The sequence below is a fragment of the Mycobacterium sp. Aquia_213 genome, from assembly GCF_026625985.1.
In the GTDB taxonomy this organism is placed as follows: Bacteria; Actinomycetota; Actinomycetes; order Mycobacteriales; family Mycobacteriaceae; genus Mycobacterium.
The window spans coordinates 3,137,954-3,163,692 of the sequence record NZ_CP113116.1 but is presented as its reverse complement, the minus strand read 5'-3'; the positions used below and the strand labels follow the sequence as shown (position 1 = coordinate 3,163,692).

Genomic DNA, 25,739 nt, shown 5'->3' with positions numbered 1-25,739 from the left:
ACTTGCCCTTTCATGACACTTCGACCGACGTGACCAAGAACTCGTTGCCGCACAACACGTCAATGTCTGTGCTGTTGCAACCCGGACAGCAGACCGACCATCGAGACTCAATCCGCGACCGCTGTTCGCACGTGTGGCACAGTACTTCGGCGGGAACAAGGTCGAGTTCCAGCTCGGCATCGACCATGTTGTCATCAAAGTGTTGACACACCAACGACCAACAGAACGTCAGGGAATCGGGCACCACCTGTCGCAGCGCGCCGACTTGGACACGGACGACATCGACGTGACGACCCGCCGCGTGGGGCTTCACCACACCAGTGATGGCATGACACAGCGAAAGTTCGTGCACCACATCATGCTGCCTCACAGGTGACAACAGTGTCGCGAAAATTAAGTGCGGAAAAACGCAGGCTTTGTGTGCGAAATTGTGATTGTCGGCACATTTGGGCTCGTCTAGCCTGAGCGTGACCGCCCGTGCCGCCAGCCCATAGGCGCGGGGGCCATGCTCCTGGAGGTTCTGTGGAGAGCAGTCCGCGTGGCACGGTGGCCAGTGTGCGGCTGCGCCTCGACATCGCCGGCGTGGTCCAAGGCGTTGGATTTCGCCCCGCTGTTGCGCGCATCGCCGCACGTCACAGCCTCGCCGGATGTGTGTACAACGACTCCGGATCGGTGCACTGCGAGTTCGAGGGTGCGCCCGAAGTGGTCGAGGCGGCGGTATCCGCGATCAGCGCCGACCGGCCGCCGATGGCGCGCATCGATTCCATCGAAATCGTCTCGCTGCCTCCCAACGGCGAGTCTGGGTTCCGGATCATCGGCAGCCGGGGCCGCGACGACCGCCGCACCTTGGTGCCGCCGGATGTTGCCATCTGCGCCGATTGTTTGCGCGAGGTCCGTGACCCCGCCGACCGCCGCTACGGTCACCCCTTTATCACTTGCACCAACTGCGGTCCGCGCTACACGGTGATCACCGACCTGCCCTACGACCGGCCCGCGACCACCATGGCGCATTTTCCGATGTGCGCCACGTGTTCGGCCGAGTACCGAGACCCCGCCGACCGACGGTTCCACGCGCAAACCATCGCCTGCCCCGACTGCGGGCCGACCCTGTCCTGGCGGGGCCCGGGCGACAGCCGCGAACCGCTCGCCGCCGCCGCGCAGGCGCTCGACGACGGCCTGATTGTCGCAATCAAGGGCATCGGCGGGTTCCATCTCGCCTGTCGCGCCGACAATGTCGATAGTGTCGCCCACCTGCGGCACCGAAAGGGCAGACCCGCTAAACCTTTCGCCGTGATGGTTGCCGATATCGCTGTGGCGCAACGCATCTGTCACGTCGACGACGCTTCTGCGAAACTGCTTCAGTCGCCTGCGGCGCCTATAGTTCTGCTGCCCGCCCGTGACGACTCGAAGCTGGCCTGCGTGGCGCCGGGCCTGTCCGAAATCGGCGTGATGCTGGCCTATTCGCCCGTTCACCACCTGCTCTTCGATCGTTTGGGTCCGGTCACACTGGTGATGACCTCTGCCAACAACGGGGGGTCTCCGATCGTCTTCCGCGATACCGACCTGGCCTGGATCGACGGCTTGGCGGACGCGGTGCTCAGCCACGACCGTCCCATCCATGTGCCGTGCGAGGATTCGGTTCTCACGGTTGACGGCGACGGCGGCCCGGTGCCGATTCGACGCTCCCGCGGATATGCGCCGCTTCCAGTATCGACACCAGCCGTGGCCGGTGCCCCCGTGGTCCTGGCAACCGGTGGGGACCTCAAGACGACGTTTTGTTTGTTGTCTTCTGACGGAAACGCACACCTGTCGTCGCACCTGGGCGACATGGCTGACCCGCGGACTCAGAGCTGCTTCGAATCGGCCGAACAACACCTGGCCTTCATGACCGATCGCCAACCCCGGCTCATCGCATGCGATTTGCATCCGGCGTACGCCACGACTCGTTGGGCGCAGCGGCAGGACCGGCCGGTGCTGCAGGTGCAACATCATCACGCCCACGCGGTATCGCTGTTGGCCGAGCACGGCCGGCTCGACTCGCCAATGCTTGCGGTCGCGTTCGACGGCACCGGATATGGCACCGACGGCACCATCTGGGGTGGCGAGCTCCTAATGGTTACCGACCCGGTGGCTTTCACGCGGGTCGGGCACCTGAAACCGTTTGCGCTGCCCGGCGGTGACGGCGCGGTACGCCACCCTGGCCGGATCGCCCTGGACCTCCTGTACCGGGCCGACGTCGAATGGGCACAAGACATTCCGGCGGTCGCCCGCCTGAGCCAGCAGGCGCGCCGAGTGCTCGCCCAGCAGATCCCAGGCGGCATCGGAGGCGTCGCCACCAGCAGCATGGGGCGCCTGTTTGACGCTGTAGCCAGCTTGCTCGACGTGTGCCACGACGTGACCTACGAGGGGCAGGCGGCCGTCGAACTCGAACATCTGGCGCGCCTCGGTCGGCCGGCGCCATTGGACTTCGAGGTGGCCGCCGGCGTGTTGGACCCGGTGCCGTTGATCACGGCGTTGGTGCGGGGTTTGCGAGCCGGCAGGACGGCAGCCGACCTCGCCGCCGGGTTCCACGCCGCCGTCATCCGTGCGACGGCGCAAGCGGTCGGCCAGGTGGTCGGCGGCGTCGGCACCGTCGGGTTGACCGGAGGGGTGTTCGTTAACCGGCTGCTGCGCGACGGACTCCGTAATGAACTGGCCGGCAACGGTTTCGAGGTGTTGACTCATGCGGTGTTGCCGTGTAACGACGGCGGACTTGCGCTGGGCCAGGCCGTTATCGCCGCACGACGGCAAGAAAGGGGGACATAGCCATGTGTCTCGGAATTCCCGGCAAGGTCGTCGACACCTGGGACGAGGCGGGAACTCGGATGTGCACCGTCGACTTCGGTGGTACCACCAAAACCGTGTGTCTCGCCTACCTGCCGGATATGCAAGTCGGTGAATACACCATCGTGCACGCCGGATTCGCCATCACCCGACTGGACGAGGCATCGGCGCAGGAGACGTTGCGAATGTTCCACGACCTGGGCGTGCTTGACGAGGAACTGGCCGGTGACGAGGGCCAGGGTAGAAGGGAGCCAGCATGAAATATCTGGACGAATTCCGCGATCCAGCGGCCGCGCGCACCTTGGTAGATAACATCAAGAGGCGCGTCACCAAGACCTGGACCATCATGGAAGTCTGTGGTGGGCAAACACATTCGATCATCCGCAACGGCATTGACCAATTGCTGGACGGCGCGGTGGAATTCATTCACGGTCCGGGATGCCCGGTCTGCGTGACGCCGCTGGAGATGATTGACCGCGCACTGGAGATTGCGGCACGCGACGACGTGATCTTCTGTTCCTTTGGAGACATGCTGCGGGTGCCGGGCAGTAGTCAGGATCTGTTCGGCGTGCGTGCTCGGGGTGGCGACGTGCGAATCGTCTATTCGCCCTTGGACGCCACCCGGGTGGCCGCCGACAACCCCGACAAGCAGGTCGTGTTCTTTGGGGTCGGTTTCGAGACCACCGCCCCGGCAAATGCGATGGCGGTGGTACATGCACAGCGTCTCGGGCTGACCAACTTTTCCATGCTGGTCTCACATGTGTTGGTTCCCCCGGCCATGACAGCCATCCTGAGCTCACCGGCCAACCGGGTCGAGGGATTTCTTGCGGCCGGCCACGTCTGCACGGTGATGGGCACTAGCGAATACGGCCCGCTGGTCGATGAGTTCCGGGTTCCCATCGTGGTCACCGGATTCGAACCGCTGGACTTGCTTGAGGGAGTCCGACAGGTCGTCGACCTTCTCGAGGCCGGCACGCCGAAGCTGCGCAACGCCTATCCGCGCGCGGTGACCACCGCCGGAAACGCGGTCGCCCAGCAGACCCTCGCGGCTGTGTTCGTGGTGACCGATCGGCAGTGGCGCGGCATCGGCATGATCCCCAAGTCCGGATGGACCCTCTCGCCGCGCTACGCACAGTTCGACGCCGAATTGAAATTCGGGGTGGGCCACCTGCGAGTCTCCGAATCCGCGGAATGCCGCAGCGGTGAGGTGCTGCAGGGCCTGCTGAAACCCAACGAATGCCCGGCGTTTGGGAAGTCGTGCACACCGCGCACCCCGCTGGGCGCGACCATGGTATCCAGCGAGGGCGCCTGCGCCGCCTACTACCAATTCCGGCGGTTGGAAGCCACTGCCCATGCCTGAGTCTCGCGTGGCCATCGACCCGGCCGACTGGGTGTGTCCGCTGCCGCTGCGCGAGACGAAACGCATCGTGCTGGGGCACGGCGGTGGTGGCGTGCTATCCGAGGAACTGATCGAAAACCTCTTCCTGCCCGCGTTCGGCGGCGCGGTGGGCGCCGCCCGCGATTCGGCATTGCTCGACATCACGGGCGGACGCATCGCGCTGACCACCGATTCCTATGTGGTGCAACCGCTGTTCTTTCCCGGTGGGAACATTGGCGACCTTGCGGTCAACGGCACGATCAACGACTTAGCATGCAGCGGCGCGCAGCCCGTCGCCCTGACTGCCGGGTTCATCCTGGAAGAAGGGCTCGAGCTTGATGTGCTCGGCGCCGTCGCCGAGACCATGGGTAAGGCGGCCGCCAAAGCCGGCGTTGGCGTCGTCACCGGCGACACCAAGGTCGTCGCAAGGGGTGCTGCGGACCAGCTTTTCGTCAATACCGCCGGGGTAGGCGTGGTGCCCGCGGGGGTGCACGTCGGGCCGGAGCGAGCCCGCGTTGGCGACCACATCATCGTATCGGGCTCCCTGGGCGAACATGGCGTGGCCATCATGAGCGTGCGAGAGGGCATCGACTTCGGCACCGTCGTCACGACCGACAGCGCACCGCTGCACCAAATGGTTGCGGCCATGCTCGGCACCGCCGGTGCCGCGGTGCACGCGTTACGAGACCCCACTCGCGGAGGTCTCGTTGCCGCGGTCGTCGAGATCGCCCGCGCTGCCTCGGTCGGTATCGAACTCGATCTGACGAAAATCCCAATCCCCGAGGCAGTTTCGTCGGCATGCTCGTTTCTGGGGCTGGACCCGCTGCAGGTGGCCAACGAGGGCAAGATGGTGGCTTTCATCGACCCCGCGCACAGTGAGGCTGTGCTGGACGCCATGCGGTCACGGCCCGAGGGAACCAACGCCGCTATCATCGGCCGCGTTGTCGGCGAACACCCCGGCCTGGTGGTGGGCAAGACGCCATTTGGCACCACACAAGTCATCGAACGTCAACTGGGTGAGCAACTTCCACGCATCTGCTAGTCCTGGGCCGCCCACCATCGCCGGTGCACGGCGCGACAATCGCCGGCCAGGAGCTGTCCGGGCGTATCAAACGCGGACCGCACCGCCGCAGCACCGGTGAAGTCCTGCTCGACGGTGTAGCCATTGGTCACCACCAGCGCGGCCAGTCCTGCAGCCCGCGCCGCGCACAGCCCGATCGATGAATCCTCCACCGCCAGAACCGCTTCAGCCGTCAATGCGAGCCCATCGAGCGCCTTGAGGTATGCCTCGGGGTCGGGCTTGAGCAGTCGGACGTCGTCGCCGGTGACGATCACCTCCGCAATTCCTGGCCCGACGACGTGGCGCACCAGGGCTTCGACCCAACGCCGGCGACCCGTACGCCGGCGACCCGTCGTCGCGACGGCGACGCGCACACCGGAATTAGAGAGGTCGGTGATCAGCCGGGCCAAGCCGGGCCGACCGGAGATCTCGCCGTTGAGAATGCGATCGGTGAACAGTGCCGTCTTGGTCCGGTGTATGTCGTAGGCCAACCGACCGGCGCGGCTGCCAAACCCCCTCTGCCGCAGGTCATATCGGATGCGGTGACGACCGCCCGCGATTGCCAGCAGCCGACCGTAGGCCTCCGGTGTCCAGTTAATGTCCAAACCGTGTTGGGCGAACGCGTCGTTGAACGCCAACCGATGTCCGTTCCTTTCCGTATCGGCCAGCGTGCCGTCGACGTCGAAGATGACCGCCTCCAGCGCCACGAGTCATCCGGATGCCGCGGCGATGCTGCGTAGCGCAGCGTCGAAAACTGCCGCCGCGGTCAGGCCCAGGTGTGCTGCCACCTCGGGACCCGGCCCGCTCTCGCCGAAGCGTTCGATACCGATTACCGCGTCCGCCGGCCGCGCCAGTGCTCGCCAGCCGGTGGTCACGCCGCCTTCGATCCACACCACCGGCAGATCGGGCAGCGCGGTGCCGTCGGCGTCCAGCGCGGCCGCGATACGTTCGCGCCACATCACCGAGATGACGATCGCCGATATCCCATGCTCGCTGAGCAATTCGGCAGCCTCGAGGGCCAAGGCGACCTCCGAGCCGCTGGCCGCCAGCACCACATGGGCGGTGTCCGCGACCGGTCGCACAACCCGCATGCCGTAGTGGCGGATGTCTTCCAGCCCAGCGCCGCCGAGTACCGGCAGATCCTGTCGGCTCAGCACCAAAGCCGTCGGGCCGTCGGTATTATCCGCTGCCAGTTGCCAGGCCAATGCGGTCTCAGCGGCGTCGGCCGGACGCAGCACGGTCAGCCCCGGAATCAGTCGGAGCGACTCCATCTGTTCGATCGGCTGATGTGTAGGACCATCCTCACCGACATGCACTGAGTCATGCGTAAACACATACACCACCGGCAATTTCATCAGCGCCGAAAGTCGCAAAGCCGGGCGCAGATAGTCGGCGAACACCAGAAAGGTGCTTCCGAACGGACGCAGCCCGCCGTGCAAGGCGATGCCGTTCATCACCGCCGCCATCGCGTGCTCGCGGATCCCGAAGTGAATTGTGCGGCCGCCATAATCATCCGGGGCGATGTCACCACCGGGGATCGCGGTGTTGGTCGAGGCGGCCAGGTCGGCGGATCCGCCAACCAGACCCGGATAGACGGCAGCCAGCGCTGCCAGTGCCGCGCCGGATGCCTTGCGCGTCGCCGACTTTCCACCCGAAGCCAAGCCGTCAGCCAGCGGCGTCAGCACCGACAGGTCGTCGGCGGCGGGAACCGTGTCGAGCGGGAAGTCCGCTGAGAGCTGCGGATGGTCGACTTGCCAGGCGGCATGCATCTGAGCCCACTGCGCACGCGCCGCACCGCCCCGCGCGGCCGCCAAGGCCGCGGTCGCACTGACCGCGAGTGGTACGTGGAAATGCTCGTCGGGCCAGTCCAGACGGGTGCGCATCGCATGGAGCACCTCCGAACCCAACGGGCTCCCATGGGCTTTCGAGGTGCCTTCGATCCCGGGCGCCCCGAAGCCGATGGTGGTGCCCACCCGGATGAACGTAGGCCTGCCGTCTCCACGAACCGCCTCGGTGAACGCCTGGTCGAGGGCGGGCACGTCGTTCCCGTCAGGGACGCTGAGCACTCGCCAGCCATAGGCGGTGAACCGGCCCTCGACGTCGTCGGTGCAACTCTGTGACGCCGGTCCGTCGATGGTGATGTCGTTGTCGTCGAAGATCACGATCAACTTGCCGAGCCGGAGGTGCCCGGCCAGCGACGCGGCTTCGTGACTGATTCCCTCCATCAAGTCGCCGTCGCCGGCGAGCACCCAGGTGCGGTGGTCGACGACGGTGTGTTCATCGGTGTTGCACCGTGCGGCCAGCATCCGCTCGGCCAGCGCCATCCCGACCGCGTTGGCAATCCCTTGTCCTAATGGGCCCGTGGTGGTTTCGACGCCAGGGGTGTGACCGTACTCGGGGTGTCCGGGAGTCAGCGAGCCCAGCTGCCGGAACTTCCGCAGTTGGTCGACCGGCAGGTCGTAACCGAACACGTGCAGCAGGGAGTAGAGCAGCATCGAGCCGTGGCCGGCAGACAGCACGAAGCGGTCGCGGTCGGGCCAGCGCGGATCGGCGGGGTCGTGGCGCAGGTGCCGCGACCACAACGTCCAGGCGATCGCGCTGGTACCCAACGGTAGGCCGGGATGTCCGCTGTTGGCGGTCTGTACAGCATCTGCGGCCAGGAACCGCAACGTGTTGATCGCTAGCCGGTCCAATGCGTCTGTGCCGGTTGGTGATTCGGTCACCTTAGGGACCGGCGTCGTTTCTGCTGCGCTGGTCGTTCTGGATGTGATGGTCACGGTGCCACCAGCCTTCCGTTGGTCTCGTGGACGGCGGCTGCGCGCAGCGCGTTCGCCCGCTCGGTCATGTTCGGTCCGGCGAACAGTGCCGAACCGGCGCAGAATACGTCGGCCCCGGCGGCCGCGGCAGCGGCGATGGTGTCCGGCCCGATACCGCCGTCCACCTCGAGCTCGATATCTATTCCGCGACGGTCGATTTCAGCTCGGGCGGCCGCGATCTTGGATTCCATGCTGGTTAAATATCGCTGGCCACCGAACCCCGGGTTGACCGTCATGATCAGCAGCAGGTCGGTGACGTCGAGCACGTCGAGGACCGCGCTCAGCGGGGTGGCCGGGTTGAGGGCTACGCCGGCCCGGGCGCCAAGACCGCGGATGCTCGACAGGGTGCGGTGCAGATGGCGACACGCCTCGGCATGCACGATCACGATTCCGCAACCCGCCTCGATCACCCACCGCGGCAACATCGGGTCGGGATCCTCGACCATCAGGTGCGCCTCGAAATCCATTGCGACCCGGTCGCGGCAGGCGGCGATCACGTCGGGACCGAAGGTCAGATTGGGGACGAACCGGCCGTCCATGACATCCCACTGGATCCGGTCGACTCCGGCGCGCTCGATCTCCGCGACGTCGCGGCCCAGGTCGGCGAAGTCTGCCGGCAGCACTGACGCGACCAACGTTGGTGTCATCAAAGCGAATCCTCCCTCAAACTCGTTGCCAGCACGGTAGGCCGGCTTGCGGGATCGCTGAATCCCCCAACGCGGGGGAATCTGGGGTGACGCTCTGACCGGCGAAACTCGGCCAAAGGAAAAGGAGATGACGGCATCGGCGTTCGGCAATTATCGTGTTCTGATGGCGGTCAGTGCAGTGCCGATTACCGGACCCGTTCGAGTGGTATTGGTTGACGATCACGAAATGGTGATCGAGGGCCTTAAAGCGATGCTCGCCTCTTTCCGGAACCGGGTGCGGGTCGTCGGCGAGGCGGTGGGCGCCGAAAATGCACTCAAGATCGTCGAAAGCCTGCAACCGGACATCGTGCTCTGCGATGTCAGAATGCAGGGCGCCAGCGGTCTGGACCTGTGCCGTGCCATCCGCGAACGCAACCCCGCCAGCAAGGTCATCCTGCTCTCGGTGTACGAGGACGAGCAGTACCTATTCCAGGCCCTGCGGGTCGGGGCGTCCGGCTATCTGCTGAAGGGCATCAACAGCGACGAACTCGTGCGGCAGCTGGAGTATGTCCAGAGCGGTTCGACCGCCATCGACGCCGGCCTCGCCGCGCGGGCCGCCGACACCGCCGCCCGGCTGCAGCGTGACGAATTCTGGCCGGGCGCGCGGCAGGGCCTGAGCCAGCGGGAAAGCGAAATCCTGTCGTTCGTGGTAGCTGGCCTGTCGAATCGCGGTATAGCCAGCAAACTCGTTATCGGCGACGAAACGGTCAAGAGCCACCTGCGCTCCATCTATCGGAAGTTGAGCGTCGGTGACCGCACCGCGGCGGTGGCGGTGGCGCTGCGCGAGGGGATCTACCAATGACGGGATCGGTGCGGGGCCTGGTGGATGCCGACCGCGAGGTTGCGCTGCTCCTCGACATCGTGGCCGCCACCGGCAGCGGCCCAGCGATAGAGCCGGTGGCGGCGGCGGTCGCTCGACTCATCACCGCGGCCACAGCGTCCGACGTGTGCTTCGTGCACGTCCTTGACGATTCCGGCGGATCGCTGACTTTGGCCGGCGCGACACCACCATTCGACGAATACATCGGCCAGGTGCAGCTGCGGCTCGGCGAAGGAGTCTCCGGTTGGGTGGCCCAACACCGTGAACCCGTCGTCATCACCAGCGGGAAAGACGAAGACCCTCGCTATGTCCCAATTGCGGCATTGCGCGGCTCGGACTTCACCTCTATGGCATCGGTGCCGATGGAGACGGGGTTGGGCCGGCTCGTCGGCGTCCTCAATGTGCACACTGTGGCCCGCCGGGAGTTCACCGACCGCGACATCCAGCTGTTGCTGGCGATCGGGCGGTTGACAGCCGGCGCGCTCGACCAAGCGCGGGTGCACCGGCAGTTGGCCGCGCGGGAACGGGTGCACGGCAGCTTCGCCGAACAGGTGATCGCCGCGCAGGAATCCGAGCGCAGGCGGTTGGCCGGCGATATTCACGACGGGATCTCTCAACGGCTGGTGAGCCTGAGCTACCGGCTCGATGCGGCCGCCCACGCGGTCGAGACCGACGACAACGCCGAGGCCACCACACAGCTCGAAAAGGCCCGTGACCTCGTCGATCTCACGCTGGCGGAAGCTCGTTCGGCGATCGGCGGACTCCGACCGCCCGTGCTGGACGACCTCGGTCTGGCCGGCGGGCTGGCCAGCCTGGTATCGAGCATCCCGGAGGTAGACCTCGACCTGGAGTTGGCCGACGAGCGGCTGCCCGAGCACGTCGAGGTGGCCCTGTACCGCATCGCGCAGGAATGCCTGCAGAACGTCGTGAAGCATTCCCGCGCGATGACGGCCACCGTGCGCTTCGGCGTCGACGCGGGCGTTGCCCGATTGGAGGTTGCGGACGACGGGATCGGCATCGACGGATTCGATCCGTTGTCTGCCGGGGCGCCCACCAGCTACGGCATGCTGTCGATGAAAGAACGTTCCGAATTGGTGGGCGGCCGGTTGGCCGTGCGCTCGACGCCCGGATCGGGTACCACTGTCACGGTGACCGTCCCGCTGGGCGGCGCGGGTATCCCAAATCAGGCAGGCTGAAGCGCGTTTCGCAGGCGCACGGCGGAGGTGTTGGCCGACACGTGGCCGGACAGCGCCTCCTGTGCCGCGCCGATCCGCGTCTCATCACCGCGCCACGCCGCGAGTGCCGGTGACACCAAGGCCCTACCGAAGGAGAAGGTCAACGGCCAGGGTGTGCGGTGCGCCTGCAGCGCCGTCAGGTTGCTGGTAGCACGCGTCGGCGACTGCCCTCCGGACAGAAACGCGACACCGGCGAGTTCGGCCGGCCATGCACGCAGCACCGAAACCGTGGCCGCGGCGACTTCTTCCGCCGTGGCCTGCGCGGGGTGATCTTCGCCTTCGATCACCATGTTGGGTTTGAGCACGATGCCGGCCAGGTCAACGCGTAACAGGCCCAGCTGCTGGCGCACGGCGGCGTGCACCTCAGCGGTCACTTCGGCGCAACGGGCGATGCTGTGGTCGCCGGTCATCAGCACCTCGGGTTCGACGATCGGCACGATGCCCGCTTCCTGGCAGCCCGCCGCGTAGCGGGCGAGCGCATTGGCGTTGCACGCAATGGCCCCCCAGCTGGGGGTGGTTTCGGTGATGGTGAACACCGCCCGCCACTTGGCGAACGCCGCGCCCATGTCCGCAAAGCGGGCCAGTCGGGCGGGGAGCCCGTCCAGCCCCTCGGTCACCGTCTCGCCCGGCAGACCCGGGCAGGGCTTTGCGCCGGTGTCGACTTTGATGCCGGGCAGCATGCCCAGTTCGCGGACCCCCTGCGGAAACGACCGACCATCGCTGAACACCTGACCCAGGGTCTCCTCGCAGAAGATGATCCCGGAGACCCCGTTGGCGAGGCCGGGCGTGCTGGCCAGAATTTCGCGGTAGCTGCGCCGACTGTCCGCGGTCGCGGTGACGCCCGCCTGCTCGAGACGGGCGGACATCGTCGCGATGCTCTCATCGGCGGCGAGGATGCCCTTGCCGGGCGCGGTCATGGCCTGGGCGATCTTCCTGCACTTGCTCATCGATGCGTCCTGTCTCTCGGTGTGCGCACACCGTAAGAGCAGCGCCGATAGTGCGGCGTCACCCGAATGGTGGAAAGGATGGGGGTAACCTGAGACCTAACTATTTACCTAAGTATTAGTGGTCTATTCTTGATAGACAGATTGATCATTTCGTTGACACCATGCGAGCCATGACAGATAGATGGAATGCGGGAGTAATCCCGTACGCAGAGATGGGCTACTGGCAGCCGGATTACCTGCCGAAGGACACCGACGTCCTGTGCGCCTTCCGGATCACCCCGCAGGCGGGGGTTCCTCCCGAGGAGGCCGGCGCCGCCGTTGCCGGTGAATCGAGCACCGCGACGTGGACGGTGGTCTGGACAGACCGGCTCACTACGTTCGAGCACTACCAGGCCAAGTGCTATCGGGTCGAGGCGGTGCCGAACGCCCCCGGACAGTGGATCGCGTGGATCGCCTACGACCTCGACCTGTTCGAAGAGGGCTCAATTGCCAACCTGACCAGTTCGATCATCGGCAACGTGTTTGGGTTCAAACCGCTCAAGGCGCTGCGTCTGGAAGACATGCGGATACCCGTCCACTACGTCAAAACCTTCCAGGGCCCCGCACACGGCATCGTGATGGAACGCGAACACCTCGGCAAGTTCGGTCGGCCGCTGCTGGGCGCCACCACCAAGCCCAAGCTGGGGCTCTCGGCGCGCAATTACGGCCGCGTCGTCTATGAGGCACTGCGTGGCGGGCTGGACTTCACCAAGGACGACGAGAACATCAACTCCCAGCCATTCATGCGGTGGCGAGACCGCTTCCTCTTCTGTATGGAGGCCGTCAACCGGGCGCAGGCGGCGACCGGGGAGATCAAGGGCCACTACCTCAACGTCACTGCCGGAACGATGGAGGAGATGTACGAGCGGGCGAACTTCGCGGCCGAGCTCGGGTCGGTGGTTGTGATGATCGATCTGACGATCGGCTACACCGCGATCCAGTCCATGGCCAAGTGGGCCCGCGACAATAGCGTCATCTTGCACCTGCACCGGGCCGGGCACGGCACCTACACCCGGCAGAAGTCGCACGGCGTCAGCTTCCGTGTCATCTCGAAGTGGATGAGGCTGGCTGGCGTCGACCATATCCACGCCGGAACGGTGGTCGGCAAACTCGAGGGCGACCCCAACACCACCGCCGGGTTCTACGACACGCTGCGCCTCGACAGCGTCGAAGCCGACCCGGTCAAGGGCCTGTACTTCGACCAGGAGTGGGCGTCCATGCCCGGCGTCATGCCGGTTGCTTCCGGCGGCATCCACGCTGGCCAGATGCACCAGCTCATCCACTATCTAGGTGAGGATGTGATTCTGCAGTTCGGCGGAGGCACGATCGGTCATCCGATGGGAATCGCTGCCGGCGCCGAGGCCAACCGGGTCGCCTTGGAGGCCATGATCAAGGCCCGCAACGAGGGCCGCGACTACTACAAGGAGGGGCCGGAAATCCTCAAGAAGGCCGCCTCACGCAGCCGGGCGCTGGACACCGCACTGGCCACCTGGGGCGACATCACCTTCAACTACGAATCCACCGACACCCCCGACGTCGTCGCGGTGCCGACTCGGGCCTAAGCCAGCCAAAAAGGAGCCAATCATGCGAATCACCCAGGGCACCTTCTCGTATCTGCCCGAGTTCACTGACGAGGAGATCACCGCCCAGATCAGCTACGCACTCGACCACGAGTGGCCGCTGTCGGTGGAATTCACCGACGACCCGCATCCGCGCAACATCTATTGGGAGATGTGGGGGCTCCCGATGTTCGACCTCAAGGACGCGGCCGGCGTGCTGCTCGAGGTCAACGCCTGCCGGGCGGCAAACCCGAACAGCTACATCCGCCTGAACGCGTATGACGCGAGCTTGGGCCGGCAGACGACGGCGCTGTCGTTCATCGTCAACCGGCCCGTCGAGGAGCCCGGCTTCCGGCTGGACCGTGCCGAACGGGCCGACCGCCAAATCGGATATACCACGTACGCCTATGCCACCGAGCGGCCAAGCGGACAGAGGTACGAGTCGTCATGACGGCTTTCGGCTACCGGCCGGCCCTCTCCGAGCCGGAACCGGAGCCGGAGACCCTGGACCCGGATGCCGTCGTCGACCTGGCGGCGGCCCGGGCCACCTCGGGTGTCGACGAGGTGCTGTCGGGGTTGGACCGCGAGTTGGTCGGCCTGGAGCCGGTGAAGACCCGCATCGCCGAGATCGCGGCGCTGCTGCTGGTCGACCGCGCGCGGGAACGTTTCGGCGTGCAGGCAGCGCAACCGACTCTGCACATGTGCTTCACCGGCAACCCCGGCACCGGCAAGACCACGGTGGCAATGCGGATGGCCAACCTGCTGCACCGGCTTGGCTACCTGCGCCGCGGTCATCTGGTCAGCGTCACCCGCGACGACCTGGTCGGAGAGTACGTCGGGCACACCGCGCCCAAGACCAAGGACGTCATCAAACGCGCGATGGGCGGCGTGTTGTTTATCGACGAGGCCTACTACCTCTACAAGGTCGAAAACGAGCGCGACTACGGCGGCGAAGCCATCGAGATCCTGCTGCAGGTGATGGAGAACAACCGGGACGACCTGGTGGTGATCCTGGCCGGCTACTCCGACAAAATGGACCAATTCTTCTCGGCCAACCCCGGAATGCAGAGCCGTATCGCCCACCACGTCACGTTCCCGGACTACACGGTCGGCGAGCTCGAGGACATCGCGGGCCTGATGATCGCCGGCTTGGGCTACCGATTCTCCGACGAGGCCCGAGGCGTGCTGCGTAACTACCTCCACCTTCGCCGCGACCAGCCGTGGTTCGCCAACGCGCGCAGCGTGCGCAACGCGCTGGAGCGGGCCCGGCTCCGGCATGCGCGCCGGCTACTTGCCGAGGCCGACACACCGGTCGGCCTGGCGAAGCTGACCACGATCGAAGCGGTAGATCTGTTGGCCAGCCGGGTGTTCGAGACACGGGAGACGGCATGACAACAAATGCGCGGCTGCGGGCGCTGGTCGAGGTGGCTGACACCGGCTCGGTGCGCGGCGCCGCCGAACGTCTGGTCGTCACCGAGTCGTCGATCTCCTCGGCGTTGCGAGCCTTAAGCAGCGACATCGGAATCACCCTGGTCGATCGGCACGGCCGGGGAGTGCGATTGACGCCGGCCGGTCTGCGCTATGTGGAGTACGCGCGCCGCATTCTGGGCTTGCACGACGAGGCGATTCTGGCCGCGCGCGGCGAGGCAGATCCGGAAAACGGTTCGATCCGGCTGGCCGCGGTGACGTCGGCGGGGGAGTTGCTGATCCCGGCGGCGCTGGCGTCGTTTCGCGAGCAACATCCGGGGGTGGTCCTGCACGTCGAGGTGGCCGCGCGCAGCGCTCTGTGGCCGATGCTGTCGCGCCACGAAGTCGATCTGGTGTTCGCGGGTCGGCCGCCGGAAGACTTGCGCAAGAAGGTCCGGGTCCGCGCGATCAGCCCGAACACGCTGATCGTCGTCGGGCGCCCGGAACTGGCCGACGGCTTCGCGCCGGTGACGGCCACCTGGCTCTTGCGTGAGCACGGGTCCGGCACCCGCTCGACGCTGATGACGCTGCTCGAGGAACTCGATGTTGCGCCGCCACAGCTGGTGCTCGGCTCGCACGGCGCGGTGGTGTCGGCGGCCGTTGCGGGGCTGGGCGTCACGCTGGTGTCGAGGCAGGCGGTGCAGCGCGAGCTCGACTCGGGCACGCTGGTGGAACTACCCGTCCCGGGCACTCCGATCAAGCGGCCCTGGCATGTCGTCAGCCAGGCCACGCCGCCGATGGCCACCGAGTTGCTCATCCACCACCTGACCTCCCGTCCCGAACTCGGCTGGCGGCAGGTCAGCGCAGTGCCTCGCGCGTCGTAGCGGCCACCGGCCGCGGGATTAGCGCCGCAAGGTATCTGACGGCGCCTCGCCCCACCGCTTGCGGTACTCCACGGCAAAACTTCCGAGGTGGTTGAAGCCCCATCGCTCGGCGACGGCGGTGACGGTAATCCCGTCGGAGGGCATCGCGTCCATGAGCTCCTCGTGGACCCGCTCCAGCCGGCGCTCGCGAAGGTAGGTCATCGGCGTCATGTTCAGTTCCTCGCGGAAGCCCTGCTGGATGGAACGGACACTCATATGGACCGCCTTGGCGACTTCGTCCATCGTGATGCGCTCAGCGAGATGGTCGTCGATGAAGTTCATGGCGTCATGAACGACGACGCGTCGTGGATCTGGCTGAGCTGGCTGGAGAAACTCTTCGTGATAGTTGGACGGCTGCAGCTGCAACAGGGTGCTCATCACCAATTCCTCGATCGCACCGATGCCCTGGCCCCGCTGGATCAGCGATCCGGGGTGGAACACCTCGCTGTGGATGAGCTGAACCGCGGTGTGCCAACGCATCGCGGCCTCGCTGGCGAGGTCGAAATCGGGTTCGAACTCCAACGGCTTGGTCAGGCTTCGGCCCAGCAACCGGGTGAGGTGGGCGGCCATGGCGCGCTGCTCTACCCGGATCAGCAACTGCGGGGAGTCGTGGTCGAACTGGATCCGCAGCGCCTCGCCGGGGCTGGTCACTAACGCGCGGATTGTGTTGGCTTCGAAGCTACGGCCGCGGTGATCTACCAACGCACGTCCGTTCATAGGCATGTGCACCCCGAAGTACTGGCCGAGTGCGGGAATGTCGACCGTCGCCGCGACATGCACGTCGAGGTACAGCATGCTGACGTTGCGTAGCCGTACGCCATGCATGGTCGCAGCAAACCCCGCGGCGTCGTCGGGTCCTACATGTAACGACAACGGCGCCAACGCTTTGGCCATCAATCGCATGGCTTCGGTCGGGTTCTCGGTGTAGAAGATCTCGTTGTCCGCCAAGGCCGGAGGGACACCCCGCGAGCGCACCTTGCGCCGCACCGGATTCGCCGTGCGGCGGACGTCGATATACCCCAGACGGGTTAGCCGTGACACCGCGTATCGCCTGCTTGTGACTCCATCGACACGCCATCGAATTGTGAAGTGTCCATTAAATAATCGGTGGCAATCATGCAAGTCTCCCGCTGGCTGAGCGCGCACCAACGCGCTTAACTCTTCGCAATCCTGACAGCTGCTGCGCGATAACGATAGGCAGAACGTCGAACGGCCGCTAGTTTGTGATCGGGGCCACAGTCCGCTACGGCCCTTTCGGAATCGGGGCACAGCCCACCCGATCCGCCTAGGAGGTGCCATGTCGGCAAACGGCCAGATCGCTACTCTGTCGCCGTTCGACCAGCTGCGCGACCGGCTCGACGACCCGACGGTCGCCGCGTCGCTCAACAACTTGCTCGACCATGCCGATCTGCTAGCGATCCTGCTGACCGGCCTCGACGGCTTTGTTCGTCGGGGTGACGAGATCAGTGAGACGTTGGCCTCGACCGTCGACGAGCTGCGCGCAGGAGCGTCGGCGGCCCGCCTGCCGAGCTTTGACGGCGTGGCATCCGAGCTGCGGTCGGTCGACCTGCGGGCGCTTGCGGCGAGCTTGTCGGAACTGGCGTCGTCGCTGGTGACCGCCACGCCGGCGTTGAGCAAGATCCTGCAGTCGCCGCTTGTCGATCCGCGGGCCGTCGATGTTCTGGCGGAGGTGGGCCAGGCCCTCGTTGAGGGCAAGACCGCCGCCGCGGCGGACCCGGGGGGCCCCAAGGGGTTGTTCGGACTGTGGCGGGTCAGCAAGGACCAAGACGTCAGCCGGGGCCTGGGCTTCCTAGTACAGGTAGCGCGGGCATTCGGCAGGCATCTCCCGCAGTAAAAGACATTCAGCCCACTATTCACCGATGCGGTCGCGCCCTCGTCCGCTATTTCGAGAGGAGTTCGTATGGCTTCCGTTTTATGGTTTCAAGGCGGCGCATGCAGCGGGAATACGATGTCATTTCTTAATGCCGAGGAGCCAAATGTTGTCGACTTGATTGTCGATTTCGGACTGGATCTCTTATGGCATCCGTCATTGGGGCTCGAACTCGGAAAGAATGCGCAGAAGGTCTTCTGGGATTGCGCCAATGGCGAGCGGCCGCTGGACATCTTCGTGTTCGAGGGCACGGTCATCGAGGCGCCCAACGGCACGGGTCGCATGGACATGTTCGCGGATCGTGCGATGAAGGACTGGGTGACCGACCTGGCCGCGGCCGCGCAGATCGTAGTGGCGATCGGTGACTGTGCGTGTTTCGGCGGCATCCCGGCCATGGAGCCCAATCCATCGGCGTCGACGGGTTTGCAATTCCACAAGCGCGACAAGGGCGGATTTCTGGGTCCCGACTTCCGGTCCAAGATGGGCCTGCCCGTGATCAACATTCCCGGGTGTCCGGCCCATCCCGACTGGATTACCCAGATCCTCGTCGCGCTGGCCACCGGTCGGGCGGGCGACATCACCCTCGACGAATTGCACCGGCCCGAGACGTTCTTCAAGACGTTCACCCAAACCGGTTGCACCCGAGTGCAATTCTTCGAGTATAAGCAGTCGACGATGGCGTTCGGCGAGGGCACCCGCACCGGCTGCCTATTCTACGAATTCGGTTGCCGCGGCCCGATGACCCACTCACCATGCAACCGGATCCTGTGGAACCGCCAGTCGTCGAAGACCCGCGCCGGCATGCCGTGCCTGGGCTGCACCGAGCCGGAATTCCCGCACTTCGATCTGGCGCCGGGGACCGTGTTCAAGACGCAGAAGGTGTCCGGCATGATCCCGAGGGAAGTCCCCGAGGGGTCGGATCACCTGACCTATATGGCGCACGCTGCGGCCGCCCGGATCGCCGCGCCGCAATGGTCTAAAGAAGACATGTTCGTGGTCTGAGGACCGGCACGCCCACAGCCCTGGTAGTGCACCAAATCCTGGTAAGCCCTAGAGAGGATCATTTATGACTGCGCTCGACCTCTATGTCAGTCCATTGGGCCGCGTCGAGGGAGACCTCGACGTCCGCGTCACCGTCGAGGACGGCGTCGTCACGTCGGCCTGGACCGAGGCCGCGATGTTCCGGGGCTTCGAAATCATCTTGCGCGGCAAGGACCCGCAGGCCGGCCTCATCGTGTGTCCGCGCATCTGCGGCATCTGCGGCGGCAGCCACCTCTACAAGTCGGCGTACGCGCTGGACACCGCGTGGCGAACGCATGTGCCGCCCAACGCCACCCTGGTGCGCAACATCTGCCAGGCATGCGAGACGCTGCAGTCGATCCCACGCTACTTCTACGCGCTGTTCGCGATCGACCTGACCAACAAGAACTACGCCAAGTCCAAGCTCTACGACGAAGCGGTGCGCCGGTTTGCCCCGTACGTCGGCACGAGTTACCAACCGGGCGTTGTGCTTTCAGCAAAGCCCGTCGAGGTGTACGCGATCTTCGGCGGGCAGTGGCCGCACTCGAGCTTCATGGTGCCCGGCGGGGTGATGTGCGCGCCAACGCTATCGGACGTCACCCGCTCGATCGCGATCCTCGAGCACTGGAAAGACAACTGGCTGGAAGCGCGATGGCTTGGTTGCACCATCGACCGTTGGCTGGAGAACAAGACCTGGGAAGACGTGCTGGCCTGGGTGGACGAGAACGAATCCCAATACAATAGTGACTGCGGCTTTTTCATCCGCTACTGCCTGGACGTCGGCCTGGACAAGTACGGCGCCGGCGTCGGCAACTACATCTCCACGGGCACCTACTTCAACCCGTCGCTGTATGAGAACCCGACAATCGCCGGGCGCAATGCCGCGCTGATCGGCCGTTCCGGCGTGTACGCCAAGGGTAAGTGGTACGAGTTCGACCAGGCCAACGTCCGCGAGGACGTCACCCACTCGTTCTACGAGGGCAGCCGCCCGCTGCATCCATTCGAAGGCGAGACCATTCCGATCGATCCCGAGCAGGGCCGCAAAGACGGCAAGTACAGCTGGGCCAAGTCGCCCCGGTATGCCGTGGGCAACCTGGGCAATATCCCGCTGGAAGCCGGCCCCCTGGCCCGCCGGATGGCGGCCGGTGGTCCCAATGCCGCCGCACACCAGGACAACGACCCGCTGTTCGTGGACATGTTCAACAAGATCGGACCGAGCGTCATGGTCCGCCAGCTCGCACGCATGCACGAGGGCCCGAAGTACTACAAGTGGACCCGCGAGTGGCTCGATCAACTCAACCTCAAGGAAAGCTTCTACTCCAAGCCCATCGAGCACGCCGAGGGCATGGGGTTCGGCTCGACCGAGGCCGCTCGCGGTGCGCTTTCGGACTGGATCGTGCTCGAGGACAACAAGATTAAGAACTATCAAGTTGTGACCCCAACCGCGTGGAACATCGGCCCACGAGACAGTGGACAGGTGCTCGGCCCGATCGAGAGTGCGCTGGTCGGTTCGCCGATCGTGGACCCCGACGACCCGGTGGAACTCGGCCATGTCGCGCGCAGCTTCGACTCCTGCCTGGTGTGCACGGTGCACGCTTATGACGGCAAGACGGGTAAAGAGTTATCTCGGTTCGTGATCAACGGGATGGTGTGATCCTGACTTCCTTTGACTGCGGCTTGGGACCCGCCGACGACACCGACGACCTCGCGCCCCCCGGTTGTGCGGTGTTGGTGGTCGGCTGCGGCAATCTGCTGCGCGGTGACGACGGTGTCGGACCCGTTCTGGTCCGCCACCTTTGGGAACGCGGGGTCCCCGAGGGGGCACGCCTGGTCGACGGCGGTACCGCGGGCATGGACGTGGCGTTCCAGATGCGCGGCGCCGATCGCGTGGTGATCATCGACGCGGCGGCGACGGGTTCGGCGCCGGGCACCATTTTCAAGGTGCCGGGAGCGGAGCTGGCGGACCTGCCGCCGCTACAGGGCCTGCATACCCACTCGTTTCGCTGGGACCATGCGATCGCGTTCGCCCGCTGGGCGCTCGGCGATGACTGTCCGACTGACATCACCGTCTATCTCGTCGGGGTGGAAGGTGTCGAGCTCGGTGCAGATCTGTCCGCACCGGTACAGGCCGCGATGGAGCTGGTCATCGACCGGATCGAGGCCGACCATCTCGCCGCACTTCGGCCTGCCGCAGCCGGCGAGGCCACCGTCGAATTCACCGCCGACGGTTACCTGCGGCTGGATGCAACGTTGGCGGCCAGTCGATTTCCCTCCGACGCTGTGGTGGCCGTGCTCCGCGACGGCGACCTGTGGCTGATCCCGCTGCGCGGTCCGCGCAGTGGAGGACTGTTGTTGAAGCAGCGCAACCCCGCGGGTGACCGGTCGCTGCTTATTCGCGAGGTGATCGCTGACCGCGCAATTTCGGGTGTCGCTGGTGCATTCTGGGACGATGCAACCAAGTCGCTGCGCATTCCGTTGCAGGGCCGGCGGGAGCCGCCGGGGTGATTCTGATGGCTGAGCGGCCGACAGACGGTGGGCAGCCGGAACGCCCGCCGACGGTGGCTCGCGCCGACAGCTCGGCCGACGAGGCGCTCGACGTTCAGACCGTCGTTGTCGAGGAAAGCGGACGCTGGTATGTCGAGATCATCGTGGTATTCGCCGACGGTGTGGTGCGAAAGCGGATCGACGGTCATTCCACCAAGCGCCGTGCCGAGTTGTCGGCCAACCTGATCAAACGTGCCGCCGAACGCGATATCCGAGGACCACTCAATGGATGAATGCCATGACTTCCGCCGCTGAGATCGCCACCGGTGTGGCCACCAGACCGCAAGCGCTCGGCGCTTTCCCGCTGCCGCTGGGGTATCTGCTGATTCCCGCCGGCGCTGAGAACGACCCGGTGCGGTCGGCGCTGTTGGACGGGAACGAACCCGCCGTCTGGCCGCACGGGCTGTCGGCGCTGGAGCTCGCCCATTCCGGTGATGTCGAGGCGGCGTTGGGCCAGTTGAACGCAGATGACCCAGTCACGCGATACAACCGGTTCGTGCTACAACCCGACGGTGTCGACACCGACAAGCTGCGGGCGGACCTCGGCGAATTCGGCATCTTGGTCGACCTGGTGTTGTTCACGATCGGCGAGCGCGACACTCCGCCCGAGGCCGACGGCGCCACCGGCGAACTTGCCGCCGTGGCATTGTCTGCACAGGCTAGTCACGCCGTCGCGCAAAGGGATCCAGTGACGGCTGTTGCGTTGCTAGAGCAGGGCGCCCTGGCCGCCGCCGAGGTGTCGTCCTGTCTTGAAGGCATGCTGATCGGGGCGGCCGGATCGATCTGCCTCGACAGCGATGAGCCGTCGGCGCAGTCGCGGTTGGAACGGGCGTTGCGTCTGCTCGACGGCGCCGACGGTCTGCGCGTTGCCCGGGCCGAGCTGCATCTCACCGTCGCGGGCCTGATACACGAACGCGCCCAGGACAATCCGGGCCTGTTAGCCCAGGCGATACCGCACTACCACTCGGCGCTGCAGCTGGTGTTGCGGGAGGAGTCGCCGCTGCTGTGGGCGTCCGCGCACGCCAACCTGGCGACCGCGTATCTGACGATGCCGATGGTAGAGGCGTCCGGCCAGCTGCGCCTCGGGGTGGCCGCACAATCGCTGCGTTCCGCGCTGAAGGTCTACACCCCCGAGCACTACCCGGAACAGTGGGCGAGCGTTCAGCTGAATCTGGCGAACTCCCTGGTGTACACGCCGTCCAAGCACCAGGCCGACAATCTCGTAGAGGCGGTGGAACTCTACGAAGGCGTTCTCGCCGCCCGCGATCGCGAGACCGACCCGTTGGGCCGGGCCCGGGTGCTGGCCAACCAGGGCAACGCGCTGGCCCACCTGGGGATGTTCGATCAGGCCAAGGCAAAACTTTACGAGGCGCGGTTCCTGTTCGAGGAGCAGCAGGACCACGATTCGGTGCGTACGGTGCGCGGCGTGCTGGACGAGATCGCCCGGCAGGTGGCGCTTTTGCGCTCCGAGGACCTCACATGACGGTGGTGTCCGAGCCCCGGCTCGAGGAACTGGCCAAACGGGTCGACGACGCCGTCGCGGCGCTGGCCGAGCTCGACCCCAAGGCCCGGGCCGTGGCCGAGGAACTCAAGTCGGCTCTCGAGGCCGTGCATCGCGCCGGACTGGTGACCATGGTGCGCCGGATGCGCGAGGACGACGCCGCACGTGCGGTGCTCTTCGAACTGGTCGACGATCCGATCGTGCACCTGCTGCTGTCGCTGCACGAGATCATCCGACCGGACCCGCTCACCCACGCCAACCGAGTGCTGGAATCGGTGCGACCCCAGTTGCAAAGCCACGGAGGCGATGTCACCCTCAGCCGGGTGGAAGACGGCACCGCCTACGTGCGGCTCGACGGAGCCTGCAACGGCTGCTCGATGTCGTCGGTGACGCTGCGCAACCTCGTCGAGCAAGCTTTGGTGGAGGGCGTGCCAGCCATCTCGGCGGTCGAGGTGCTTCCCAATGAGCCATCGCCGACCTTGATTCCGCTCGAAGCGCTGCGCATCGGCCCCGCACGCGACGGCTGGGCCAGAGTCGGATCTGCGGCCGAGGTGGCCGATGGTGATGTGACGGTGTGCAGCCTGACCGCCGATTCCGGAGAAACTGCCGACGTGATTGTCCTGAGCGTCGAGCATCGGCTCTCCGCCTACCGCAACGAATGCGCGCATGAGGCAATGCCATTGGACAACGCCATCCTCGACGTGGACAGCGGCACGCTCACCTGCCCGTGGCACGGATTCTGCTATGACGCGTCCTCCGGCGAATGCCTGAGTGCGCCCGGCGCACAACTCGAACAGCTGCCGCTGCGCATTGACAACGGAGACGTTTGGGTACGAGTGCGCGGATGAGCCGCTACACGGTCCGGCGCAACATCACCGCTTTGCCGCCGCGGGTCGAGCCGGTGCCCGACCTGGACCTCACCGATGGGTGGTCGACCGAGGTGTGGCTGGGCGCGCCGGCCCCGGGCGGACTCGCGCTGCCGGCGGCCGAACCCACCATGGCGTGGATGTATTCGCCGCGCGGAGTGTTCTTGGGGGAGGAGCACTTGGTGGTCGCCGACTCCGGAAACCATCGGGTTCTGGTGTGGCACGGCGTCCCGGCGGTCGACGAGCAGCCGGCCGATGTGGTTCTGGGTCAGCCGGATGGCTCGACCGAAGGGCGCGCGGCCGGCGGCCGCGGACCCGAACGCGGAATGAACCTGCCCACCGGCGTCCTGGTGCATGACGGACGACTCATCGTGGCCGACGCCTGGCATCACCGGATCCTCGTCTGGGACAGCGTCCCTCAACGCAGTGATATCGCACCGGATGTCGTGTTGGGGCAGCGCGACGCCTCCTCGGTGGAGCCCAACGCCGGCGCCGAGTGCAGTGCCTCATCGTTCTACTGGCCGTTCGGGATCGCGATGATCTGCGACATGTTCTGGGTCGCCGACACCGGCAATCGTCGGGTTCTGGGTTGGTCGAACGGGATTCCCGATCCGGGTCAGCCCGCCGATGTGGTGCTCGGCCAACCGAATCCGTCCCACCGGGAAGAGAACAGGGGAGAGCTGGCAGGCCCAGCCAGCTTCCGCTGGCCACACGACATCGCCGGACACGACGATCTGCTGCTGATCGCCGACGCGGGGAACCACCGCATTTTGGGCTGGTCGCCTGCGCCGGAAGCCGACGCACCCGCGGAGATTCTCTTGGGCCAGCCGGACTTCGCCAGTGCGCAGGAATGGCCGTACGGTCCGCATACGGGGGACCGGTTCCGGTTTCCCTACGCGATCGGTCTGGCGGGTAATCGACTGGCGTTGGCCGACACCGCCAACAACCGAATTCTATTGTGGGACGGGATTCCAACTGACGGTCGCCCGGCTGATTACGTGCTGGCACAGCCACACTTCGGCGCGAACGGCGAGAACCGCTGGACGTCGGTGCAGCGCGACACCTTGTGTTGGCCGTACGGGCTGTCGCTGTGTGGGGACCAACTGGCGGTTGCGGACTCGGGAAACAACCGGGTCGTGATTTGGCGGCGGCGGTGAGGCCGCGCATCGTCCAGATCGACGGGCAGATCGGGTTCTATTGGGCCACATCGGCCGGCGTGCCGATCTCGCTTCAGCGGCTGGTGGTGGATGACGATGAGGCCGATCGGCTAGTGGCCACCCACCTGGAGGCGCTTGATGACGCGTTGATCATCGCTGCCGAACGGTTCGGCGAAATCCTTGGTGGGGGGAGGGGTCCCGCCGATGCTGGCGAGCGCGACGACCTGCTCGACCTGCATCGGACATTGGACCGGTTGTGCCTCGAGTACGCGTCGGCCACCGATCTCGCCCAGGTCAAGCCCGACCTGCGCGCCGGAAAGATCATCGGAACCGCTGCATTGTTCTCCATCCGCGCCCGGCAACCGCTCGGGCTGCTGGGACCGGCACCGTTCGACGGGCAGCTTGATGATCCCACCCTCGGGGTGGTGGGCGGCTTCGGAGAGATGCAGCAAGTGGATCCGACCCGGCCCTGGCTGGGTGGCCGTTGGGTGGTTAGAACCGAAGCAGGACAACGCTTTCCGCTCACCCTGTCGATGCTGATGTTCGACAGCTCGGGGGTGAACAAGGACGGCGCACGCCGGGAGCACCTGGATGCGCTCAGCTCGGTGATCGCGGCGTCACGGAGCGCCGGGGCCGATCCACTCGCCGTGACGTGTGCCGTCGACTGGCTGCTCTACGACTGGCTGATGGCCCACCGCGACGGACCCGACAGCGCCGAGATCGTCTTTCCCAAAGGGCACGAAGGTGATGCCGCGGTGGTGGTGGCAGCAGCCGCCACCTCGGTGGCGGCGCGGGCGACCTTCGACCCGGGGCTGACGGGCTTGAGCGCGCTGCGACGCTGAAGACGGCTGCGAAACCACCTGGTGTCTCCCCCGATTCGGGGATCAGCGAACCGGCCGGAATGCGCAGGCTACTAGGTGTGGACACTTATCTCCTCATCATGGTTCTGGTGGCCGTCGTGCTGGCGTTCGCCTTCGAGGTGGTGGTCGAGTCAGCCATTGTCGTGCTCTTCAACCGCACCCGGTCGCGCGCCGATGGGGACGACACCCCGGCAACAGGGCACTGAC

The 25,739-nt window shown here is 65.8% G+C and carries 26 protein-coding genes; 20 read left to right on the top strand and 6 right to left on the bottom strand.

Going from position 1 to position 25,739, the window contains the following annotated elements; all coding sequences use genetic code 11:
- Positions 1-10: 10 nt before the first annotated feature.
- Positions 11-352: a hydrogenase maturation nickel metallochaperone HypA gene (locus LMQ14_RS14855; protein ID WP_267735522.1), complete on the bottom strand. Its 342-nt coding sequence runs from the start codon at positions 350-352 to the stop codon at positions 11-13.
- A 170-nt stretch (positions 353-522) separates the two neighbouring features.
- Here LMQ14_RS14855 and hypF point away from each other — a divergent pair, with 170 nt between their 5' ends.
- From hypF to hypE, 4 genes are read left to right on the top strand one after another with little or no spacing between them, the layout of a single operon-like run.
- Positions 523-2,805, top strand: coding sequence for a carbamoyltransferase HypF (hypF, locus tag LMQ14_RS14850; RefSeq protein WP_267730348.1), 2,283 nt, complete (start codon positions 523-525; stop codon positions 2,803-2,805).
- A 2-nt stretch (positions 2,806-2,807) separates the two neighbouring features.
- Positions 2,808-3,083 (top strand): HypC/HybG/HupF family hydrogenase formation chaperone, encoded by a 276-nt coding sequence (locus LMQ14_RS14845; protein WP_267730347.1) that lies wholly within the window; start codon positions 2,808-2,810, stop codon positions 3,081-3,083.
- On the top strand, positions 3,080-4,183 hold the full coding sequence (gene hypD, locus LMQ14_RS14840; protein ID WP_267730346.1) for a hydrogenase formation protein HypD: 1,104 nt from the start codon (positions 3,080-3,082) through the stop codon (positions 4,181-4,183). Before LMQ14_RS14845 ends, hypD begins: the two co-directional genes overlap by 4 nt.
- Positions 4,176-5,243, top strand: a complete 1,068-nt coding sequence (hypE, locus tag LMQ14_RS14835) for a hydrogenase expression/formation protein HypE (protein WP_267730345.1) — start codon at positions 4,176-4,178, stop codon at positions 5,241-5,243. Before hypD ends, hypE begins: the two co-directional genes overlap by 8 nt.
- Here the strand turns inward: hypE and LMQ14_RS14830 are convergent.
- From LMQ14_RS14830 to rpe, 3 genes are read right to left on the bottom strand one after another with little or no spacing between them, the layout of a single operon-like run.
- Positions 5,240-5,968, bottom strand: coding sequence for an HAD-IA family hydrolase (locus LMQ14_RS14830; protein WP_267730344.1), 729 nt, complete (start codon positions 5,966-5,968; stop codon positions 5,240-5,242). The two genes, hypE and LMQ14_RS14830, sit on opposite strands and share 4 nt — an antisense overlap.
- A gap of 3 nt (positions 5,969-5,971) precedes the next feature.
- The gene (tkt, locus tag LMQ14_RS14825) at positions 5,972-7,984 is read right to left on the bottom strand and encodes a transketolase (protein WP_267730343.1); all 2,013 of its coding nucleotides are present in this window, start codon (positions 7,982-7,984) and stop codon (positions 5,972-5,974) included.
- Positions 7,985-8,034: 50 nt separating this feature from the next.
- The gene (rpe, locus tag LMQ14_RS14820; protein WP_267730342.1) at positions 8,035-8,724 is read right to left on the bottom strand and encodes a ribulose-phosphate 3-epimerase; all 690 of its coding nucleotides are present in this window, start codon (positions 8,722-8,724) and stop codon (positions 8,035-8,037) included.
- A 163-nt stretch (positions 8,725-8,887) separates the two neighbouring features.
- On the opposite strand from rpe, the gene LMQ14_RS14815 reads away from it, so the two are divergent.
- Together LMQ14_RS14815 and LMQ14_RS14810 are read left to right on the top strand one after the other, a co-directional pair.
- Positions 8,888-9,565, top strand: a complete 678-nt coding sequence (locus LMQ14_RS14815; protein WP_267735521.1) for a response regulator — start codon at positions 8,888-8,890, stop codon at positions 9,563-9,565.
- Positions 9,562-10,779 (top strand): GAF domain-containing sensor histidine kinase, encoded by a 1,218-nt coding sequence (locus tag LMQ14_RS14810; protein ID WP_267730341.1) that lies wholly within the window; start codon positions 9,562-9,564, stop codon positions 10,777-10,779. The genes LMQ14_RS14815 and LMQ14_RS14810 overlap by 4 nt, the downstream gene beginning before the upstream one ends.
- On the opposite strand, the gene LMQ14_RS14805 is transcribed toward LMQ14_RS14810, so the two are convergent.
- Positions 10,767-11,765, bottom strand: coding sequence for a class I fructose-bisphosphate aldolase (locus LMQ14_RS14805; protein ID WP_267730340.1), 999 nt, complete (start codon positions 11,763-11,765; stop codon positions 10,767-10,769). The two genes, LMQ14_RS14810 and LMQ14_RS14805, sit on opposite strands and share 13 nt — an antisense overlap.
- A 170-nt stretch (positions 11,766-11,935) precedes the next feature.
- On the opposite strand from LMQ14_RS14805, the gene LMQ14_RS14800 reads away from it, so the two are divergent.
- Genes LMQ14_RS14800 through LMQ14_RS14785 form a run of 4 tightly spaced genes read left to right on the top strand, consistent with a single transcriptional unit; the run spans position 11,936 to position 15,654 of the window.
- Positions 11,936-13,366, top strand: coding sequence for a form I ribulose bisphosphate carboxylase large subunit (locus LMQ14_RS14800; RefSeq protein ID WP_267730339.1), 1,431 nt, complete (start codon positions 11,936-11,938; stop codon positions 13,364-13,366).
- A gap of 22 nt (positions 13,367-13,388) precedes the next feature.
- A complete protein-coding gene (locus tag LMQ14_RS14795) occupies positions 13,389-13,814 on the top strand; it encodes a ribulose bisphosphate carboxylase small subunit (RefSeq protein ID WP_267730338.1) in 426 nt (141 codons plus the stop codon).
- Positions 13,811-14,755, top strand: a complete 945-nt coding sequence (gene cbbX / locus LMQ14_RS14790; protein WP_267730337.1) for a CbbX protein — start codon at positions 13,811-13,813, stop codon at positions 14,753-14,755. Before LMQ14_RS14795 ends, cbbX begins: the two co-directional genes overlap by 4 nt.
- Positions 14,752-15,654 carry a LysR family transcriptional regulator gene (locus LMQ14_RS14785; RefSeq protein ID WP_267730336.1) on the top strand — a complete coding sequence of 301 codons (903 nt, stop codon included), beginning with the start codon at positions 14,752-14,754 and terminating at the stop codon, positions 15,652-15,654. The genes cbbX and LMQ14_RS14785 overlap by 4 nt, the downstream gene beginning before the upstream one ends.
- An 18-nt stretch (positions 15,655-15,672) precedes the next feature.
- Here the strand turns inward: LMQ14_RS14785 and LMQ14_RS14780 are convergent, their stop codons facing one another.
- Positions 15,673-16,734, bottom strand: coding sequence for an AraC family transcriptional regulator (locus tag LMQ14_RS14780; RefSeq protein WP_267730335.1), 1,062 nt, complete (start codon positions 16,732-16,734; stop codon positions 15,673-15,675).
- A gap of 256 nt (positions 16,735-16,990) precedes the next feature.
- Between LMQ14_RS14780 and LMQ14_RS14775 the strand changes: the two genes are divergently transcribed.
- The 10 genes from LMQ14_RS14775 (at position 16,991) to LMQ14_RS14730 (ending at position 25,738) form a co-directional block, all read left to right on the top strand.
- A complete protein-coding gene (locus LMQ14_RS14775) occupies positions 16,991-17,548 on the top strand; it encodes a DUF1641 domain-containing protein (RefSeq protein WP_267730334.1) in 558 nt (185 codons plus the stop codon).
- Positions 17,549-17,614: 66 nt separating this feature from the next.
- Positions 17,615-18,586: a hydrogenase gene (locus tag LMQ14_RS14770; protein WP_324291057.1), complete on the top strand. Its 972-nt coding sequence runs from the start codon at positions 17,615-17,617 to the stop codon at positions 18,584-18,586.
- 64 nt (positions 18,587-18,650) lie between these two features.
- Complete coding sequence (locus LMQ14_RS14765) at positions 18,651-20,258, top strand: nickel-dependent hydrogenase large subunit (protein WP_267730332.1); 1,608 nt, start codon at positions 18,651-18,653, stop codon at positions 20,256-20,258.
- A 77-nt stretch (positions 20,259-20,335) separates the two neighbouring features.
- Positions 20,336-21,109 (top strand): hydrogenase maturation protease, encoded by a 774-nt coding sequence (locus LMQ14_RS14760; protein ID WP_420714687.1) that lies wholly within the window; start codon positions 20,336-20,338, stop codon positions 21,107-21,109.
- Between the two features lie 5 nt (positions 21,110-21,114).
- Positions 21,115-21,381: a hypothetical protein gene (locus LMQ14_RS14755; RefSeq protein ID WP_267730330.1), complete on the top strand. Its 267-nt coding sequence runs from the start codon at positions 21,115-21,117 to the stop codon at positions 21,379-21,381.
- A 5-nt stretch (positions 21,382-21,386) separates the two neighbouring features.
- Positions 21,387-22,631 (top strand): hypothetical protein, encoded by a 1,245-nt coding sequence (locus LMQ14_RS14750; RefSeq protein WP_267730329.1) that lies wholly within the window; start codon positions 21,387-21,389, stop codon positions 22,629-22,631.
- A complete protein-coding gene (locus LMQ14_RS14745; protein ID WP_267730328.1) occupies positions 22,628-23,497 on the top strand; it encodes a NifU family protein in 870 nt (289 codons plus the stop codon). Before LMQ14_RS14750 ends, LMQ14_RS14745 begins: the two co-directional genes overlap by 4 nt.
- Positions 23,494-24,672, top strand: a complete 1,179-nt coding sequence (locus LMQ14_RS14740; RefSeq protein ID WP_267730327.1) for an NHL repeat-containing protein — start codon at positions 23,494-23,496, stop codon at positions 24,670-24,672. Before LMQ14_RS14745 ends, LMQ14_RS14740 begins: the two co-directional genes overlap by 4 nt.
- Positions 24,669-25,514 (top strand): hypothetical protein, encoded by an 846-nt coding sequence (locus LMQ14_RS14735; RefSeq protein ID WP_267730326.1) that lies wholly within the window; start codon positions 24,669-24,671, stop codon positions 25,512-25,514. Before LMQ14_RS14740 ends, LMQ14_RS14735 begins: the two co-directional genes overlap by 4 nt.
- Positions 25,515-25,591: 77 nt before the next feature.
- Complete coding sequence (locus tag LMQ14_RS14730) at positions 25,592-25,738, top strand: hypothetical protein (protein ID WP_267730325.1); 147 nt, start codon at positions 25,592-25,594, stop codon at positions 25,736-25,738.
- Position 25,739 lies beyond the last annotated feature (1 nt).